Below are 15,575 nucleotides of genomic sequence, written 5' to 3'. Positions count from 1 at the left end.
CACAAGGACCCTGCGATGAGCTACACCCCCGACAACGCCCAGCTGCTGAACGCCATGCAGAACGTCATGGTGATCTCCACCACCGACCTGCAGGGCAACATCACCTACGCCAATGACCTGTTCTGCACGCTCACCGGCTTCGCCCGCGAGGAACTGATCGGCCAGCCGCACAGCATCGTGCGCCACCCGGACGTGCCCAAGGCCGTCTACAAGGACATGTGGGACACCATCAAGGCCGGCAAGACCTGGACCGGCATCGTGCCCAACCTTGGCAAAGGCGGCGTGCTCTACGTGGTCGACACCACCGTGCAGCCGCTGTTCGACGCCGACGGCAACATCACCTCGTACATCAGCATCCGCCGCGTGGTGAACGACCTGATGCAGAACTACGACCTGGTCGAGTTCAGCAAGGAAAAGTTCGACGACTTCTACGAGGCCGCGTGAACGCTCTCCCGACCAGTACGCCCTTCAGCCGCCTGCTGGTGGGTTTTGCGTCCGAGTCGGGCAACGCCCGCGCCCTGGCCCAGCGCCTGGGCGCGGGCCTGCAGCTGCACGGGCCGCAGGTACTCCCGTTCAACGACATCGACGTGGCCAGTCTCGGCCAAGGCGATGTGCTGCTGGCAATCTCCAGCTCGTTCGGCGATGGCGAACCGCCGGCCAATGGCGAGCAGTTCTTCGAAACACTGCGCCAGACCCCGACGCTGCGCGGCCTGCGCTATGCGGTGTTCGGCCTTGGTGACACCGGCTACCCCAGCTTCTGCGGCTTCACCAAGGCGCTGGATGCTGCATTGAGCGAGCGCCAGGCCCAGCCGCTGCTGCATCGGGTGGACGCCGATCTGGGCTACGAGCAGTTCTTCCAGCAATGGCAGCCGGTGCTGGGCCAGGTGCTGGAGGGTGACCTCAGCGCTGGCCAGCACCTGCACCTGCAGGTCACCGCCTATGGCGAAGACAATGCCTTTGCCGCGCGCATCCTCGAACGCCGCCGCTTGAACAGCAGCGACCCGGCCGCGTGGCACCTGCAACTGGACATTGCCGGCAGTGGCATGGCCTATCGCGCGGGCGACACCCTGCACGTAGTACCCGGGAACGACCCTGCCCTGCTGCAGGCATTGGCCACCTGGTACGGCGACACCACCGCCGTGGCCGCCCTGCACGACCGCGAGCTGCGCCTGCTGAGCAAGGGCGTGCTGCGCGAACTGGCCCGGCTGGGCGGTAGTGAGGCACTGAAGGGCCTGCTGAAGGTCAGCCAGAAGCGCGAGCTGGACGCCTACCTGCACGGCCTGGACCTGCTGGACGTGCTGCAGGACCACGCCACGCCGGACAGCGTGCCGCTTGCCCGGCTGCGCGAACTGCTGTCACCGCGGCTGCCGCGCGCCTATTCGATCGCCTCGCACCCGTGCGACGACCAGCTGAGCCTGTGCCTGCGCGAAGTGCGCTACACCCTGCGCGGCCGCGAACGCTTCGGCACTGCCACCGGCAGCCTCCTGCATGGAGGCGACCATGCCCGTGTGTACTGCCGCTCCAACCCCGGCTTCCACCTGCCCGATACCGGCGAGGCACCGCTGCTGCTGGTCGGTACCGGTACTGGCATCGCACCCTTGATGGGCCTGCTGCAGGAACTGCAGGCCAAGGCCTGCGAACGCGAAGTGCACCTGGTGTTTGGCGAGAAGCACCGCCAGCACGACTACCTGTACCGTGACCAGCTGCTGGACTGGCGCACGCGTGGCGTGCTGGCCGGCCTGCATACCGCGTTCTCGCGCGATGGCGCCGAAAAGATCTATGTGCAGCATGTGCTGCAGCAGCGCGGCGATGAAGTGCGCGATGTGCTGTCCCGCGGTGGGCATCTGTACCTGTGCGGCAACAAGCGCCACCTGGAAAGCGCGGTGCGCGAGGCCATCGATGCCATCGGCGGCGAAGGCCACTGGGACACGCTGCGCAATGAGGGCCGCACGCACTGTGAATTGTACTGATCCATGACCACCGGACCGCACGGACCTTGAACCGGTAGAGCCGGCCGCTGGCCGGCTGCTCAGGATTCCGTGGTTGCCGGCCAGCGGCCGGCACTACCATCAGATGTGCCCAACCATCGCCGGCGCGTCCATCACGGGTCAATTGTCGACCATGCGGCCATCCACCACGCGCGCCACCTGCTGGCCGAACATGGCCACATCCTGCGGGTCATGGCTGATCAACAGCAGCGGAATGCCGGTCCTGTCCAGCACGGTCTCCAGCTCCTGGCGCAGGTGCTGGCGCAGGTCGTGGTCCAGCGCGGAAAACGGTTCATCCAGCAGCAGCGCCTGCGGCTGTGTCACCAGCGCGCGCGCCAGCGCGGTACGCTGGCGCTGTCCGCCGGAAATCTGTGATGGCAGCAGATCGCCCACCGTGTCGATGCGGAAGGCGTGCAACCACTGTTCCACCGCGTCGAAGCGCTGGCCGATCCGCGGATTCAACCACCCCTTCTGCAGCCCGAACGCCACGTTCTGGCGCACGCTCAGGTGCGGGAACAACGCGTAATCCTGGAACACGTAGCCCAGCCGACGGCGCTGCGGTGGCAGGTCCACGCCGGTGGCCGCGTCGAACAGGGTCTGCCCCTGCAGGCGCACATGGCCCTGGCCTGGCCGCAGCAGCCCGGCCACCGCCTTCAGGGTCAGGCTCTTGCCGGCGCCGGAGGGTCCGAACAGCACCACCTGCCGCTGCGTGCACTGCAGCGATACGTCCAACACGAAATCCTGGCCGGCCGCCTGCAGGCGACGCTGCACCTGCAGGTCAAGCCACATCACGCAGCTCCCGGCGACGTCCGCCCACCAACCGCGCAGCCAGCAACAGGATCACGATGCAGACCACCGAGGTCAGGATCACCAGCGCATTGGCCTTGCCGTCCTGACCGGCCTGCACCGCCTCGTAGATGGCGATCGACAACGTCTGCGTCCGGCCCGGAATGCTGCCGGCCACCATCAACGTCGCGCCGAATTCGCCCATCGCGCGTGCAAACGCCAGCAACAGGCCGGCAAGAATGCCGCGCCAGGCCAGCGGCAGCGTGACGCGGAGGAACACCGCCGCTTCGGACACACCCAGCGTCCGCGCGGCCTGCTCCAGCTGTCCGTCCACTTCCTCGAACGCCGCGCGTGCCGGCTTGAACACCAGCGGCAGCGAAGCCACCGCCGCCGCAATCACCGCAGCCTGCCAGGTGAACACCAGGTTGATGCCGAACCACGACTGCAGCCACGCGCCGATCGGGCCGTTGCGACCGATCAGCACCAGCAGGTAATACCCCAGCACCGTTGGTGGCAGCACCATCGGCAGGGTCAACAGCGAATCCAGCAGCTCACGGCCGGGAAAGCGCCGACGCGCCAGCAGCGCGCCCAGCGCCACGCCCAGCACCAGGTTGGCCGCGGTGGCCCAGCCGGCCACCTTCAGCGACAACCCCAATGCACTCCAGTCCAGATCCATGCGTCAGGGCTTGCCGAATCCGTGCCGGGCCAGGATCGCCTGGCCCTGCGCCGAACGCACAAAGGCGACAAACCGCTTGGCCTCTGCCGGCTGCGCGCTTGCCCTGGTCACCGCCAGCGGATAGGCGATGCGCCCGGACACCGGTACCGCGAAGGCACGGCGTACCCGGTCCGGCATCGCCTGCGCGTCAGTGGCATAGACGAAGCCGGCATCCACTTCACCGCGCGCCACGTAATCCAGCGACTGGCGCACGTTCTGCGTGGTGATGATCCGGCCCTGCACCGACGGCCACAGGCCGGCCGCTTCCAGCGCGCCCTTGGCATAGCGGCCGACAGGCACGCTGTCCGGGTTGCCCAGTGCGATGCGTTGCACGCCGGCACCGGCCAGGTCCTTCAAGCTGCGCGGCGCGGCCCTGGCCTGCGGCGGCGCCACCACCCACAGCGCGTTCACCGCGAACACCGCGCGGCTGCCGGCCGCCAGCAGGTCCTGCTGCTGGGCCTGGTCCATGGTGGCTTCATCGGCCGACGCGAACACATCCACCGGCGCGCCGCGGCTGATCTGCTGCAGCAGTACGCCAGAGGCGGCGAAGTTGAAATCGACCTTGGTTCCCGGGTGCGTCTTCTCATAGGCCGCACCCAGTTCGCGGAAGCTCTCGGTCAGGCTCGACGCCGCCGACACCGTCAGGTCGGCCGCCCAGGCCGGTACCGTGGCCAGCAGGCCCAGCCACAACAATGCCGCTCGCTTCATGCCCAGCCCCCTGCCTGATCAGTCCAGTCCGGCGTCCCGGGCTACGGCCAGTTCCGCCAGCCGGTCCGGGTCCAGCAACAGCATCTCACGTTGGTTCACCGCAATCACACCGTCGTCGCTCAAGCGGCGCAGTACCCGGCTCACCGTCTCCGGCGCCATCCGCAGGTAGTTGGCGATCTCGGTGCGGGCCATGCTCAGGTTGAAACGGGTGGCGGAGAATCCGCGCCGGGCATAGCGCTCGGAAAGATCCAGCAGGAACGCCGCCATGCGCTCCTCGGTGCGATGGTTGGCGGCCAGCGTGGCGACCTTGCCGATCTCGGCGCTGAGCAGGCTGAACAGCCGCGCCTGCAACCCCGGCATGCGCGTGGCCAGCAGGCTCAATCGCGGAAACGAGATCCGGCACAGGTAGACGGTGTCCAGGGCCACGGCGTTGCAAGGGAAGCGCGCGCCGTGGATGGCATTGAGCCCGATCACCTCGCCCGGCAGGCTGAAACCCAGCACCTGCTCGTTGCCCTGGCTGTCATCGACGAACGTCTTGACCATGCCGGCACGCACCGCGGCGATCGAGTCGAATGGATCGCCGGCACGGAACAGGTAGTCGCCGGCCTGGAACGGGCCGACGTGGTCGACCAGCACATGCAGTTCGCCCAGCGCGGTCTTGTCGTAGCCCTGCGACATGCAGGCGTCGGAGAACGCACAGGTGCTGCAGAAGTGCAGCGCGTCTCCGTCATCGGCTGCTGCCGGATTGGGCGTGGCCGGCCGGGACGCAGAGGGAGCGGAGGGGTTCAGAGGCATTGCAGCGAGGCAGGAACGAAGGCCCTCATCATACGACAGCGCACCGCCCGGCCCTGCGCAACGTGCACCTACTCTGGCGCGGGTTCGGAACGCCGCTGCGGGCCACGCTGCCGCATGCTGTCGCGCACGTCCACGTCGAACTGCAGCTGCAGCATGCTGTCGTCATCCAACGCGATACCGAAGCCCAGCCCATCCCGGCAGGGCAGCCTGCCCGCCAGCGACTCAACGGCCTGGCGAGGCAGTACCAACCGGCAGAATGTCCCGCCATCGAGCAGCACCGCCTGATCGCCGGCATGCAGCGACAGCGCCACGCCCCAGCCACCGCTGCCACCAAAGCGCGTCAGGTTCTCCACTGATTCGCCGGCCAGCAATCCTGCCAGTTCTTCTTCATCCACGCGCAGGCGCATCGATTGCTGTTGCAGCTGGACCTTCATGCTGTGATGGACTCCCATTCCGACGGGGTGTTGCAGTTGAGCAGCAACGCCTGATCCTCCGGCGCCAGTGGCATCCGTGTCACGCCCAGGCGTTCCTGCAGGGCGCGCAGTGAACGGCGCGCCGTCGGATCATCGATCAAGGCCTGCAGCACGCGGCGGCAATGATCATCGATCTGCAACCGCATCGGCAACGGTTCATCGTCGAATACCGTGCAGGCACGCCCTTGATCGGCCTGCAGCCGCTGCAACAGCGCGGGTGTCACCCGCGGCGTATCGACCGGCACCACCCAGGCGGGGCCGTCTGGCATCTGCATCGCCACACTGTAGAGGCCGCCCAGCGGGCCGCAGCGTGCGACCCGGTCCGGGATGCCACCAAAAGCTGGGTAGTCGCCGCTCACCCATACCCTCCCGGCGCCGGCCTGCAGCAGCAGGCCGCGCATGTGTTCCAGCAGCGTGCGGCCGTGCCAGGGCAGCAGCGCCTTGTCGCGGCCCATCCGACTGGACAGGCCGCCGGCCAGCACGATGCCATCAATGGGGATATTCGTGATCGTGCGCATGGTCATGGCCGGGTTCGCCGTCCGCATGGCACAGGCTGCAACCCTCGCTCCACGCGCTGTCGCCGTCCTCGTAATGCTCCTGCTTCCAGATCGGGCACTGGTGCTTGACCACTTCAATCAACTGCCGGCAGGCGCGGAACGCCTCGTCACGGTGCGGGCTGCCGGCGGCCACCACCACCGCCACATCGCCGATGCCAAGCCGGCCCTTGGCATGCGCTACATACAGTTTCAGCTTCGGACCGAACGTGGCTTCGACCTCGGCGGCCAGGCGCTTGAATTCATTCAGCACCAGCGGTTCGAACAGATCGTAGGTGATCCCGGTCACCCGCCGGCCCACGTTGACGTCGCGCACCTTGCCGATGAACACATCGATGCCGCCGAAGCCCGTATCGGAAACCGCCGCGATGCCCTCGGCCGGATCGATTGCCGCCTGCGCGCGGTCCACAACCTTGGCGATGATCGTCTCGCTCATCGCTCAGCCCCCGCTCACCGGCGGCAGGATCGCCACCCGGCCATCGTCGGGCAGCGCCTCGTGGTCGCGCAGCACGCGTTGCTGGTCGGCGAATGCCGAGTAATCCAGCAAGCCGGCACGGAAACCCGGCCAACGCAGCGGCAGCAGCTCGCGCAGCGCCTGGCGCAGATCGGCCACGGTGCCACCGGCTACATCCACGGCGATCTCGCGGCTGGCATCCAGATCGGAAAACGCACCGAACAATTGCAGATTCACCTGTCTCATCACGGCTCCTGGCTTGCCAGCTGCACAGGGTCCTGATGACCCCAGCCCTGCACGCGCACTGGCGTGCCGGCAGGGGCGAGACCGCCCTCGCCGTCCAGCACCACCCAGGCGTTGGCCTGCAGCATGGACATCAAACGGAACGACTCCTGCCCAGCCAGCACGCGCGCACTCAGGCGGCCCTGCGCGTCCACTTCCACCCGGGCCCGCGCATGGAAGCGCAGGCCCGGCGGCGTGCGCACGTCGGCCTGCAGCGGCAACATCAGCACCTGCTCCGGTGCCAGCCCCAGCAGGCGGCGCAGCACCGGCTCGACAAAGAAGCGCTGGCCCACCGCAGCGGAGACCGGGTTGCCCGGCAGGCCGAAATACAGCGTGCCATTGGGCAGCACCGCGAACAGCAACGGCTTGCCGGGGCGGATCGCCACCTTGTGGAACACGATGCGCGCACCCCGGCCGCGCAGCGCGTCGGGAATGAAATCGTAGCGGCCGGCCGACACCGCGCCGGTGCTGATCAACAGCTGCGCACCCGCGTCCAGTGCTTGATCCAGTACGGCATTGAAGGCGGCCACCTCATCGCCCACCGTGCCCTGCCAGACCACCTCGGCACCGGCGGCCTGCAGGCGGCCGACCAGGTACGGCCGGTTGCTGTCACGGATCTGCCCGGATTCCAGCGTCTGCGCCGCCTCGGTCACCAGCTCCTTGCCGGTGGCAATCACCGCCGCCTTCGGCCGTGCCACCACCGCCACCTGAGCCACGCCGATGGCATGCAGCAAGGTGCGCGCGTTGATGTCCAGCACCTGCCCGGACTGCAGCACGCGCTCGCCGTCGCTCACATCCTCGCCACGCAGGCGCACGTTCTGGCCCGGCTTCACCGATGCCTTCAGGGCGATGCGGGTCGGGCGTCCATCTTCGCTGGTGAGGATCTCGACGTTCTCGACCGGCACCACCGTATCCAGCCCGACCGGCATGCGCGCGCCGGTCATGATCTCCCAGGCGCCCTCGCCGCCGTCGGCACCGGCATCGCCGGCCGCCTGCCAGCCCTGCACCGCGAATTCGGTACCGGCCTCGAACGCCGTACCGTTGGCGCGCAGCGCGAAGCCGTCCATCGCCGAATTGTCGAACGGCGGCAGCGACTGCGCGCTGTGGATGTCACGGGCCAGGGTACGGCCGCCGGCCTCATGCAGCGGCAGGCGCTCGGCCGGCAGCGGCGTGGCCGCGTCCAGCAGGTGCTGCAAGGCCTCGCTGTAGGCAATCATCAGTGGCCACCACCCTCGACCATCGCCAGGGCGTGGCCCAGCACCGGCGCCAGGATGTCCAGGCACTGTGCCGCCGCCTTGGGGCTGCCCGGCAATGCAAACACCAGCATGTTGCCCAGCTGCACCACCTCGGCGCGGCTCAGCCAGGCCATCGGCGTGTGCTGCGCACTCAGGGCCCGCACCATCTGCGCCAGGCCATGCACCGGCCGCGCATTCAAGGAACGCAGCGCCTCCGGGGTCAGGTCACGCGGGCCCAGCCCGGTACCCCCGGTACACAGGCACAGGCGCACGCCCTCGGCAGCCAACGCCTGCAGGCGGCCCGCCAACGGCTCGATGCCATCGGGCAGCACTTCGGCGGCCACCACCTCGCCCCCCAGCTTCTTCAGCCCGATCACCAGGGTCGGGCCAGAGGCATCCTCATAGGTGCCTTCGCTGGCGCGATCGCTCAGCGTGATCACCGCGCAGGCCGCGCCTTCCAGGCCCTTCGGCGCACGCGGCTTGAACCGCTCACGCTCGGCCTCGTCCATGCCGTCCGGGTGCAGCCAGACACCGCGCTTGCCGCCCTCCTTGAACAGCAGGCGGATGCCTTCGATGCGCAACGCCGGCTCCACCGGCTTGCTCAGGTCGTACAGGGTCAGCAGCGCCGCGTTGACGCCGGCCAGTGCCTCCATCTCCACGCCGGTGCGCGCCTCGCTGGCGCACTCGCACCACACGCGGATCGCCTGCCGTTCCGGTACCGGCGCGCAGAACACCTGCACCAGTTCCAGCGGCAGCGGGTGGCACAGCGGCATCAGCATCGAGGCCATCTTGGCGCCCTGCAGGCCGGCAATCTCGGCCATCACCAGCGCATCGCCCTTGGGCAGGCGGCGCTCGACAATCAGCGGATAGGCCACTGGACCGGCATGCAGCTCGCCCACCGCCACCGCACGGCGGCGGCTGATGCGCTTGTTGCGGACATCGGCCATGTGGAAGGCCGCGTTCAATTCCCCACTCATCGTGTTGCTCATCCTCCGATGGAGGCCAGGTGCGGGGTCAGCCCGGTCTGGCCCTGGTGCAGTCCATGCCCGGCCGCTTTCAGGCCAAGCTGGGTGGTGATGCGTGCCAGCAGCGCGTCGTGGTCCTCATCGCGCTGCAGCAGCGGACGCAGCGGCACGCCGAACTCGCCAAACAGGCACAGCCGCAAGTCGCCCTTGGCGGTCACCCGCAGGCGGTTGCAGCCCTTGCAGAAGTCACGCGAATATGGGGCGATGATGCCGATGCTGCCGCGATGGTCGGGGTGGCCGAACTCGCGCGCCGGGCCAGCATCGGCCGCGCGCGGACGCTCGTGCCAGCCCGCGGCCAGCAGCTGCTCGACCACCACGTCGGCGCGCAGGTGGTAGCGCTGGAAATAGGCTTCGTTGTCGCCGGTGCGCATCAGCTCGATGAAGCGCACGCTGAAGGGGCGGTCACGCAGGTAGTCCATCCACTGCGGCAGCTCGTCGTCGTTCAGGCCCCGCAGCAGTACCGCGTTGAGCTTGATCGCCGGCAGGCCCAACGCCTGCGCCAGGGCCAGGCCCTGCTGGATCTCCGGCAGGCGGTCGTGCCCGGTGATGGTGTGGAAACGCTCGCGTTGCAGGCTGTCCATGCTCACGTTCAGCGCGGTCAGGCCGGCCCGGTGCCAGCCCGGCAGGCGCCGCGGCAGCAGCGTGCCATTGGTGGTGATGGCCACCTTGCGGATGCCCGGCACCGCCGCCACGGTGGCGATGATCTCGTCCAGATCCTTGCGCAGGCTGGGCTCGCCACCGGTCAGGCGGATCTTGCTCATCCCCAGCGCCGCAAAGGCCCGCACCAAGCGGCCGATCTCCTCCACCTGCAGGAAACGCGGGTGGCCATCGGCCTGGTACCCGTCGGGCAGGCAGTAGCTGCACCGGAAGTTGCAGGCTTCGGTGAGCGACAAGCGCAGGTACGGAAAGCTGCGTCCGAAGCTGTCGGTGAGTTGGCTCATGGCTGTTCCGCCTCCTGGTACCACCCTGCAGCCCTGCCCCTGAACGGGTTGTCGACCCCAGCCCGCAGAGTGCGCTGGGGCGTTGAAAGCGTCAACCCGGGAGGCACGCAGCCTGAATTGGTACCGCCTGTCGCGATAGGCCCTCCCCGCCCGGCCCGTTCGCCGTGACAACCTCGACACCTGTCGCAGATTGCACGTTGCGGGCGGATCACTACGCCAGCCAGCACCGGCGGGGCTTAACAGCGTAGGACAATGTCAAAAGCGTCTCCAATCGAGTGATGTTTGCAACTCTTCTGATTGGCATTGCACAGCGCCAGGGGCTCAGATGGCGTGCCACCGGAAAAGGGTGGCCGGGCTTCGAATCCCGTGTTGGCCTTGAGTAAGTGCGCTTGCCAGCCGGCGTCACCATGCGTGGCGCCGGCTGGCAATCCGTCTGCCGGCTATGGCGGGCGGTGCGTTGGGGGCGTTCGCGCCCGCCGGCTTGAGGCCAACCCGGATTCGAACCACGTACCGCCCGCCACCTTTCGGGTGGCGGCTACCGATTGCCCTGCACGGAGCCTTGCCATGAACGAATCGGACCTCCCGCATCTGCACGCCTACCGCAGCACCGCCGGCGACGACGGTTCGCCTCCGGCTGCGCCAACAGTGGACAGGAACACCTTCATTGCCAATCTCCACCGCATCGGCTCCGGTGCGGCGGCCGACGGACAACCCTGGCCGGAGCGTCACCAGCTGCCCGGCCGCTGCCTCGCCCTCGCCGATGCCGATTGCGCTCTGAACGGGTTGCGGGTGGTGCTGGAAATGCTGCTGGCAGCCGAACGCACCCGGCAGAACGGCGAACCCGGGCAGTACGTGGGCGACCGGGTGATGGAAGGATTGGTCATGGCCTGCCAGTCGTTGTGCGCGCAGGCGGTGGGGCGGTTGCAGCCCGAAGGGTGAATGCCATGCGCAACGCCCTTCAGCGAGAATCGCCTCCCGACCGACACGCCGTCGGCGCAGCGCCCTTGTCCGGGGGAACTGCGTGTACATTCCAGCGATCTGCCAAAGCGCGTTCGACGCGGACAGAAAATGACCGTGCCTCGGCGGGCATCTTCCCTTCAGAAAAGCCGATAGCTATCTCGAAGCGATCCAATCCGAGATTCCCCGCCTCCAGTCCAGAGCCATCTTCCCGCTTCACTCCGACGTAGACGACGGGGCGCTTCACGTCCACCTTTGCCCTGGCAAGCTGGCGATCCAATTCAGCGCTGCCATCAAAGAACTGCATTCCTTCGTCCTTGGCAATAGAGCTGAGGGTCTGCTTGAACCGCTTCAAGCCGTCTTGGTCATGCACGCAGAACTGGAGCATCTTGAAGGGCCGCTTTCCTAGAGCCCATGCGCCGCCAGAGAATCCAAGTCCGACTCCAATCAGAAGTAGTGCTGTCAGGATCCTCACCATCATCAAGGCCCCAATATGCAAGGTGTGGCGGCCAACGCCGCCGCAGAGTCAAAAATCATGACCCCAAGCACATCTCCGCTCGGTCTTCTCAGGCCGCTTCCCCTGAATGAGGGAGACCTTGTCGGGCGTGAGGAATCTGGGCACGGAATGTCCTTCAGGGCACTGCACCCGCCATCGGCAGATGCTCGATCCGCCATGTCCTGGCGTAGATAAGAATTACGCTTCCGGTCGAGGTGGTCTCGATACGGAAACACTTCAGGCCGGACAACGGATAGCCGACCGCCTTCCAACGATCAAGAAGATGAGCAAGCCCCGGCTCGTCGTCCTCGACCCTGGCGAACTCTATTCCCTCCTCCCCCAGTACGCCGAAGTTCATGAGCGCCGAGCACCCGTAGGCTTCCGAGAAGCAGACGGTTGCCTGCCGGCCGTCCGGCCAGCGCACGTGGACCTTTACCTCGTCGCATACGCCAGGTTTGCTCCTATCAATGTTGATGGCCAGCAACGTGGCGTCACACCATTCGAGCGCGTTGAAATCTTTCATCTACTGGAATTCCCCAAACCCATACAACAGAACGACCGAATCACCGCCGCCATCATTGCTGCGGCGTGTACGGGGAATTTCTTCAGCCTCGCAACGCCCTACTTCACGCAAGACGACTTCAACGCGTGCCTAGCCTGTGCTGATCCAACATTGGCCGACACCAGTTGATCGACGAGTTGACAAGAGATTCTCTGTTCCCCGTGCATAGGGACGACAAACAGATCCCCATTGTCCCTCGTTGTGTCCAACGCAACCCAAACCCTCGCTTGCGCGTCTACAGAGAACCCGGCGAGCAGATGCCCGCCCCCTTCTTCATAGATCAGGTCGCCAACCGGCTGGCGTCTGTACTCCAGCTCGGCGCTTTGCAAAGCGGCATAAACCGGCTTCTCGCCCAGCTCACCTCGTTGGAGTTTGCGAAATGAAAACAGCGCCGCACCTGTGAGAAGGATGAAGAGCAACACGTAAATGAATCTCATGGACTAGATTCCCGATCAGAGCTCTGGGATGCGCGAGGACGATCGCCGGTCACCGCTCCTGAAGCTCCCCAAGATTGAGATCCCGGGCATATGACCGCCGACTACTGATCTGTACTTCTTTGGATGCGAACCTCCGGCCATCCCTGCATTCGACGGCGAATTGGTAGCTTCTGGGTTCCGGCCCTGCAACGACCATCATGGGGACCGAGAATGTGCTTCCAACCGGTTTCGACGAAACTACACCTTCGTCCTCCCCGAGCATACTCAGCTCACAATCTAGAGCGCGAACGTCACCCTGACCTGGCGGCACGCTTCCCGAGACGCGCACGATCATATCGCACAGCCGGCCAGAACCAGACCGGCAACGACAGCGGCGGCATACCTCACCTTCGGCATCCCCGAATTCTCAGTACGCACTGCGACGTCTACGCCGATAGCCATTCAGGGATGCATCAATCTCATCAATAGATACCCGCCATGATACGAATGTAGTCGTCGAGCGAATCCACCCGCCGATCGACTGCAATACCACGCTTTTTTGCGAGCGATTGAAGCTCGAATATCAACACCCCATACCCCGAGTCCCAGCCATGAGCTTCACCAGGCGACAGTTCCTTCGAAAATCGATCTCCAGGACGGAGCCTCCCGGAGGGCAAACGAAGCTCGTCTGCAACATGCTCCAGCAGCTCCACTACGGTTTCCTGATCCAGACCACTCTCCGCATAGTATTGGTCATAGAAGCCAGTTGGCGACAGCACGCCTCTTTCTCTCAGGCATTCTTTCATGTCCATTCGCCTCCATCCACCACCTGCGCTGCAGCCACAATAGACCATGGAGCCGATATCCCATAGGTCCTCCCGCACAGTCGTCACCGCGGCCCAGCAATCTTCCTGCCGAACGCCTGGGTGCTTGAAGCTTGCCGGACCATCCGATCTTCTTACACGGCCCTCCCATTCGTGAACACGGACAAGTGGCAAGGTCGATTTGACACATACCCGAACCCACACGACGCTCGGCCGGAAAGTGCCGAATCAGGCACCGGGAAAGGAGATCGCCACGTGCCACTCACGCATTTCGCTTACTAGGTGAGACCGCCCAGCCACCTATAACTTTATTCCGCTGTAAACAAGGCCCAGCTCTTCATCGCGCATGACCCAGCGGCCAGCATTTCCCTCCGGACACAGATAGAACTTGCCGCCATAGCTTGACGCTCGCGACCACGCGTTGCGGGCAAACGGAGGAAATCTCCGCATGACTCGCGCGTCGGACATCTCCAGCCTGCTCACCAGCCTACATTCTTCGGGCAAAGCAAGAACCCCGCTGGTCAGGCGGAAAACCAGCCACGATTCATTTGTGTCCATGTCGTGCGACTCGCGTATGTTGACTGCGTCCTCAGGCAACCATGAAGGCAACCATTTCGATTCACCGATTGCTTGTCTTGAGACGGCTTGATTGCGGTCTGCATACTCGGTGCTGGCAACTTCCATGCAACCAGAAAGTGCGATTGACAGCGTCACGATTTGGAGCAGCTTGGAAGCGTACATCTGAGGCATCCGAGTCATCAGCAAGGGAAGTTTCCACCGGGTCGATAGCTCCCGCACATCTGCGAGCAACTCCGCGTACGGCTCATTTGTCCAGATGATCGTCCGAGGCGGTTTGCCAGCTGATCCGCAGCGAAGTCAGCGGCGGAGTCGCCCTTGATGTTTTGATCGAACCACTATAGTTGTAAAACAACCCGCTCGCATCCGTGGCCTGCTGGCCCGGGAAGCGCAGCGCCAGTTCGAAGGCCACACCATCGCCGTCCGGATCGGCACTTGGGATCTGGTTGCCGAACACTTCGCTCTTGTTGTTCCACTCCCAGATCGACACATTCCGTACCGGATCGATCACCACGCGCGGCGTACCCAGATGATCCGGCTGCACGTAGGCCAGTGCCGGCACGCCGGTAACCGGCACAGTGAGCAGCGCCACCGGATAGTTGTCCAACCAGATGGCCTGCTGCTGCGCCTGGCCCGTGGCCGAGTAGTTGCCCAGCCACTGCCCTGCTTCGTCATACAGGGTGATCTGAGCAGCGCCACCAGCCGGGGTGCGCAGCACGCGCTCGCCGCGGTGGTTGTAACCGTAGCTCTCCAGTGTGGCGTTGCCCTGCTTCACCGTGTTCATGCGATTGGCATCGCTGTAGGTGAACGTCTTGATGCCGATGCTGGTGGTATTGCCCGCTGCGTCATGGGTACGCGACTCGCCATCCACAGCAGTCAGGCGATGGCTGGTTGCGGGATAGGTGTAGCTGGCAGTGCCCGCCGAAGTGGTCAGCGCGGTGCGATTGCCGGTGGCGTCATACGCATAGGTTTCAATCGGCGTGCCGGTCGCGCCGTCCTGGGTCTGGGTCAGGCGACCCAGCGCGTCGTAGGCGTACTTGGCCAGCACCGTCGAGCCTGTGCCGTTCTTCAGCTCGGTGATCGAACCGACCGGATCATAGCCGTAGCCCAGCGACAGGCCACCGGCGGCCGGGTCATGCACCGCCTGCGGGCGGCAATCCAGATCCAACGGACGCTACAGCTGGCGGCCGTTGCCGTAGGTCCAACCGATCACCTATTGCTCGGAACATCCTCAGTCCGGGCGCCTCCTTGGATAGCTAAGGAGCGAGGGCGGAAACGTTTAGGCTCTTACTAGCCCGCAGCGGACGCCCTCCTGGGACGAAGGCTAATAACTGGCGAGAAGTCGACTTTCCATACATCCAACTCAAAAAGATCTCCATAATTGTCCAGTGAAAGTGTCACTATAACTTCAACCCCATCCGTGTCGACAAAGGTTTTGCTGGCCAGCTCCTTTCCAAGCAAACGGTCGAGCTTGCTTGATTTGAACAGCAGGCTCCCCATCCCGCCATCATCCATCTCCTCAACTTCAATCGCCGCAAGTGAATCAGCAGTGATGCCCGGAAAATCCACACCTTGAAGCATCAATTTCACTAATGATTTTTCAGATTCCGATAAATGCCTGTACATGCATCAATTCCTGGGCGGAGTAATTCTACTTACATTAATGCTTCCATCAGGAAACTTATGGGAGCTGTATTCAATTTTAACACCGTCGACCGTCACAGAGCCAGAATATGTTCCAGAGGGGTGATTCGCCCCGATTCGCTCAATATCGGCGGCAATCGCCGC

General features: G+C 65.1%; 20 protein-coding genes and 1 pseudogene. 3 read left to right on the top strand and 18 right to left on the bottom strand.

The genetic code is table 11. The features are described 5' to 3' along the window. Positions 1–15 precede the first annotated feature (15 nt). Both AC5P5W_RS15015 and AC5P5W_RS15010 read left to right on the top strand, forming a co-directional pair. Positions 16–444 (top strand): PAS domain-containing protein, encoded by a 429-nt coding sequence (locus AC5P5W_RS15015; RefSeq protein WP_005409905.1) that lies wholly within the window; start codon positions 16–18, stop codon positions 442–444. Next, a complete protein-coding gene (locus tag AC5P5W_RS15010; protein WP_197575291.1) occupies positions 441–1,970 on the top strand; it encodes a flavodoxin domain-containing protein in 1,530 nt (509 codons plus the stop codon). Before AC5P5W_RS15015 ends, AC5P5W_RS15010 begins: the two co-directional genes overlap by 4 nt. Before the next feature lie 138 nt (positions 1,971–2,108). Here AC5P5W_RS15010 and AC5P5W_RS15005 read toward each other — a convergent pair whose 3' ends face one another. The 11 genes from AC5P5W_RS15005 to moaA form a co-directional block, all read right to left on the bottom strand. Continuing rightward, on the bottom strand, positions 2,109–2,777 hold the full coding sequence (locus tag AC5P5W_RS15005; RefSeq protein WP_197574582.1) for an ATP-binding cassette domain-containing protein: 669 nt from the start codon (positions 2,775–2,777) through the stop codon (positions 2,109–2,111). Continuing rightward, a complete protein-coding gene (gene modB / locus AC5P5W_RS15000) occupies positions 2,767–3,450 on the bottom strand; it encodes a molybdate ABC transporter permease subunit (protein WP_046430995.1) in 684 nt (227 codons plus the stop codon). Before modB ends, AC5P5W_RS15005 begins: the two co-directional genes overlap by 11 nt. A gap of 3 nt (positions 3,451–3,453) precedes the next feature. Then, positions 3,454–4,197 carry a molybdate ABC transporter substrate-binding protein gene (gene modA / locus AC5P5W_RS14995; RefSeq protein ID WP_049439451.1) on the bottom strand — a complete coding sequence of 248 codons (744 nt, stop codon included), beginning with the start codon at positions 4,195–4,197 and terminating at the stop codon, positions 3,454–3,456. 18 nt (positions 4,198–4,215) lie between these two features. Then, complete coding sequence (locus AC5P5W_RS14990) at positions 4,216–4,992, bottom strand: helix-turn-helix domain-containing protein (protein ID WP_046430997.1); 777 nt, start codon at positions 4,990–4,992, stop codon at positions 4,216–4,218. 68 nt (positions 4,993–5,060) lie between these two features. Continuing rightward, positions 5,061–5,426 carry a hypothetical protein gene (locus AC5P5W_RS14985; RefSeq protein ID WP_014647390.1) on the bottom strand — a complete coding sequence of 122 codons (366 nt, stop codon included), beginning with the start codon at positions 5,424–5,426 and terminating at the stop codon, positions 5,061–5,063. Continuing rightward, the gene (gene mobA / locus AC5P5W_RS14980) at positions 5,423–5,989 is read right to left on the bottom strand and encodes a molybdenum cofactor guanylyltransferase (RefSeq protein WP_075075753.1); all 567 of its coding nucleotides are present in this window, start codon (positions 5,987–5,989) and stop codon (positions 5,423–5,425) included. The genes AC5P5W_RS14985 and mobA overlap by 4 nt, the downstream gene beginning before the upstream one ends. Beyond that, entirely contained in the window at positions 5,955–6,455 is a 501-nt protein-coding gene (locus AC5P5W_RS14975) for a molybdenum cofactor biosynthesis protein MoaE (protein WP_197574581.1), read from the bottom strand. The genes mobA and AC5P5W_RS14975 overlap by 35 nt, the downstream gene beginning before the upstream one ends. Before the next feature lie 3 nt (positions 6,456–6,458). Continuing rightward, positions 6,459–6,719, bottom strand: coding sequence for a MoaD/ThiS family protein (locus tag AC5P5W_RS14970; protein ID WP_005409914.1), 261 nt, complete (start codon positions 6,717–6,719; stop codon positions 6,459–6,461). Further along, the gene (locus AC5P5W_RS14965; protein WP_197574580.1) at positions 6,719–7,972 is read right to left on the bottom strand and encodes a molybdopterin-binding protein; all 1,254 of its coding nucleotides are present in this window, start codon (positions 7,970–7,972) and stop codon (positions 6,719–6,721) included. Before AC5P5W_RS14965 ends, AC5P5W_RS14970 begins: the two co-directional genes overlap by 1 nt. Beyond that, positions 7,972–8,967 carry a bifunctional molybdenum cofactor biosynthesis protein MoaC/MoaB gene (moaCB, locus tag AC5P5W_RS14960; protein WP_049439441.1) on the bottom strand — a complete coding sequence of 332 codons (996 nt, stop codon included), beginning with the start codon at positions 8,965–8,967 and terminating at the stop codon, positions 7,972–7,974. Before moaCB ends, AC5P5W_RS14965 begins: the two co-directional genes overlap by 1 nt. A gap of 8 nt (positions 8,968–8,975) precedes the next feature. Further along, a complete protein-coding gene (moaA, locus tag AC5P5W_RS14955) occupies positions 8,976–9,956 on the bottom strand; it encodes a GTP 3',8-cyclase MoaA (RefSeq protein ID WP_111205425.1) in 981 nt (326 codons plus the stop codon). A gap of 564 nt (positions 9,957–10,520) precedes the next feature. On the opposite strand from moaA, the gene AC5P5W_RS14950 reads away from it, so the two are divergent. Further along, on the top strand, positions 10,521–10,895 hold the full coding sequence (locus AC5P5W_RS14950; RefSeq protein ID WP_069116526.1) for a hypothetical protein: 375 nt from the start codon (positions 10,521–10,523) through the stop codon (positions 10,893–10,895). 19 nt (positions 10,896–10,914) lie between these two features. Here the strand turns inward: AC5P5W_RS14950 and AC5P5W_RS14945 are convergent, their stop codons facing one another. The 7 genes and pseudogenes from AC5P5W_RS14945 to AC5P5W_RS14915 all read right to left on the bottom strand — a co-directional run bounded on the left by AC5P5W_RS14945 (position 10,915) and on the right by AC5P5W_RS14915 (position 15,413). After that, positions 10,915–11,301, bottom strand: coding sequence for a hypothetical protein (locus AC5P5W_RS14945; protein WP_111205434.1), 387 nt, complete (start codon positions 11,299–11,301; stop codon positions 10,915–10,917). Positions 11,302–11,545: 244 nt separating this feature from the next. Beyond that, the gene (locus tag AC5P5W_RS14940; RefSeq protein WP_111205423.1) at positions 11,546–11,932 is read right to left on the bottom strand and encodes a hypothetical protein; all 387 of its coding nucleotides are present in this window, start codon (positions 11,930–11,932) and stop codon (positions 11,546–11,548) included. Between the two features lie 98 nt (positions 11,933–12,030). After that, the gene (locus tag AC5P5W_RS14935) at positions 12,031–12,408 is read right to left on the bottom strand and encodes a hypothetical protein (protein WP_049439435.1); all 378 of its coding nucleotides are present in this window, start codon (positions 12,406–12,408) and stop codon (positions 12,031–12,033) included. Positions 12,409–12,869: 461 nt separating this feature from the next. Then, positions 12,870–13,193 carry a hypothetical protein gene (locus AC5P5W_RS14930; protein ID WP_126412432.1) on the bottom strand — a complete coding sequence of 108 codons (324 nt, stop codon included), beginning with the start codon at positions 13,191–13,193 and terminating at the stop codon, positions 12,870–12,872. 318 nt (positions 13,194–13,511) lie between these two features. Beyond that, complete coding sequence (locus AC5P5W_RS14925) at positions 13,512–13,952, bottom strand: YbbD-related protein (RefSeq protein WP_136191783.1); 441 nt, start codon at positions 13,950–13,952, stop codon at positions 13,512–13,514. A gap of 175 nt (positions 13,953–14,127) precedes the next feature. Beyond that, positions 14,128–14,994 (bottom strand): annotated as a pseudogene (locus tag AC5P5W_RS14920) (RHS repeat-associated core domain-containing protein); the annotation flags it as partial. 83 nt (positions 14,995–15,077) lie between these two features. Next, the gene (locus AC5P5W_RS14915) at positions 15,078–15,413 is read right to left on the bottom strand and encodes a DUF6984 family protein (RefSeq protein ID WP_049439430.1); all 336 of its coding nucleotides are present in this window, start codon (positions 15,411–15,413) and stop codon (positions 15,078–15,080) included. Positions 15,414–15,575: the final 162 nt, after the last annotated feature.

It is taken from the genome of Stenotrophomonas sp. YJH_SMC_123, from assembly GCF_059368215.1.
The sequence above is the reverse complement of the archived record's forward strand: the minus strand, read 5'-3'. Positions and strand labels throughout refer to the sequence as shown.

Bases quoted from the DNA above. Each gene is read 5' to 3' on its own strand.
- AC5P5W_RS15015 (WP_005409905.1), top strand. From the start codon at position 16: ATGAGCTACACCCCCGACAACGCCCAGCTGCTGAACGCCATGCAGAAC.
- AC5P5W_RS15005 (WP_197574582.1), bottom strand. From the start codon at position 2,777: ATGTGGCTTGACCTGCAGGTGCAGCGTCGCCTGCAGGCGGCCGGCCAG.
- modB (WP_046430995.1), bottom strand. From the start codon at position 3,450: ATGGATCTGGACTGGAGTGCATTGGGGTTGTCGCTGAAGGTGGCCGGC.
- modA (WP_049439451.1), bottom strand. From the start codon at position 4,197: ATGAAGCGAGCGGCATTGTTGTGGCTGGGCCTGCTGGCCACGGTACCG.
- AC5P5W_RS14990 (WP_046430997.1), bottom strand. From the start codon at position 4,992: ATGCCTCTGAACCCCTCCGCTCCCTCTGCGTCCCGGCCGGCCACGCCC.
- AC5P5W_RS14985 (WP_014647390.1), bottom strand. From the start codon at position 5,426: ATGAAGGTCCAGCTGCAACAGCAATCGATGCGCCTGCGCGTGGATGAA.
- mobA (WP_075075753.1), bottom strand. From the start codon at position 5,989: ATGACCATGCGCACGATCACGAATATCCCCATTGATGGCATCGTGCTG.
- AC5P5W_RS14975 (WP_197574581.1), bottom strand. From the start codon at position 6,455: ATGAGCGAGACGATCATCGCCAAGGTTGTGGACCGCGCGCAGGCGGCA.
- AC5P5W_RS14970 (WP_005409914.1), bottom strand. From the start codon at position 6,719: ATGAGACAGGTGAATCTGCAATTGTTCGGTGCGTTTTCCGATCTGGAT.
- AC5P5W_RS14965 (WP_197574580.1), bottom strand. From the start codon at position 7,972: ATGATTGCCTACAGCGAGGCCTTGCAGCACCTGCTGGACGCGGCCACG.
- moaCB (WP_049439441.1), bottom strand. From the start codon at position 8,967: ATGAGTGGGGAATTGAACGCGGCCTTCCACATGGCCGATGTCCGCAAC.
- moaA (WP_111205425.1), bottom strand. From the start codon at position 9,956: ATGAGCCAACTCACCGACAGCTTCGGACGCAGCTTTCCGTACCTGCGC.
- AC5P5W_RS14950 (WP_069116526.1), top strand. From the start codon at position 10,521: ATGAACGAATCGGACCTCCCGCATCTGCACGCCTACCGCAGCACCGCC.
- AC5P5W_RS14945 (WP_111205434.1), bottom strand. From the start codon at position 11,301: ATGCTCCAGTTCTGCGTGCATGACCAAGACGGCTTGAAGCGGTTCAAG.
- AC5P5W_RS14940 (WP_111205423.1), bottom strand. From the start codon at position 11,932: ATGAAAGATTTCAACGCGCTCGAATGGTGTGACGCCACGTTGCTGGCC.
- AC5P5W_RS14935 (WP_049439435.1), bottom strand. From the start codon at position 12,408: ATGAGATTCATTTACGTGTTGCTCTTCATCCTTCTCACAGGTGCGGCG.
- AC5P5W_RS14930 (WP_126412432.1), bottom strand. From the start codon at position 13,193: ATGAAAGAATGCCTGAGAGAAAGAGGCGTGCTGTCGCCAACTGGCTTC.
- AC5P5W_RS14925 (WP_136191783.1), bottom strand. From the start codon at position 13,952: ATGTACGCTTCCAAGCTGCTCCAAATCGTGACGCTGTCAATCGCACTT.
- AC5P5W_RS14915 (WP_049439430.1), bottom strand. From the start codon at position 15,413: ATGTACAGGCATTTATCGGAATCTGAAAAATCATTAGTGAAATTGATG.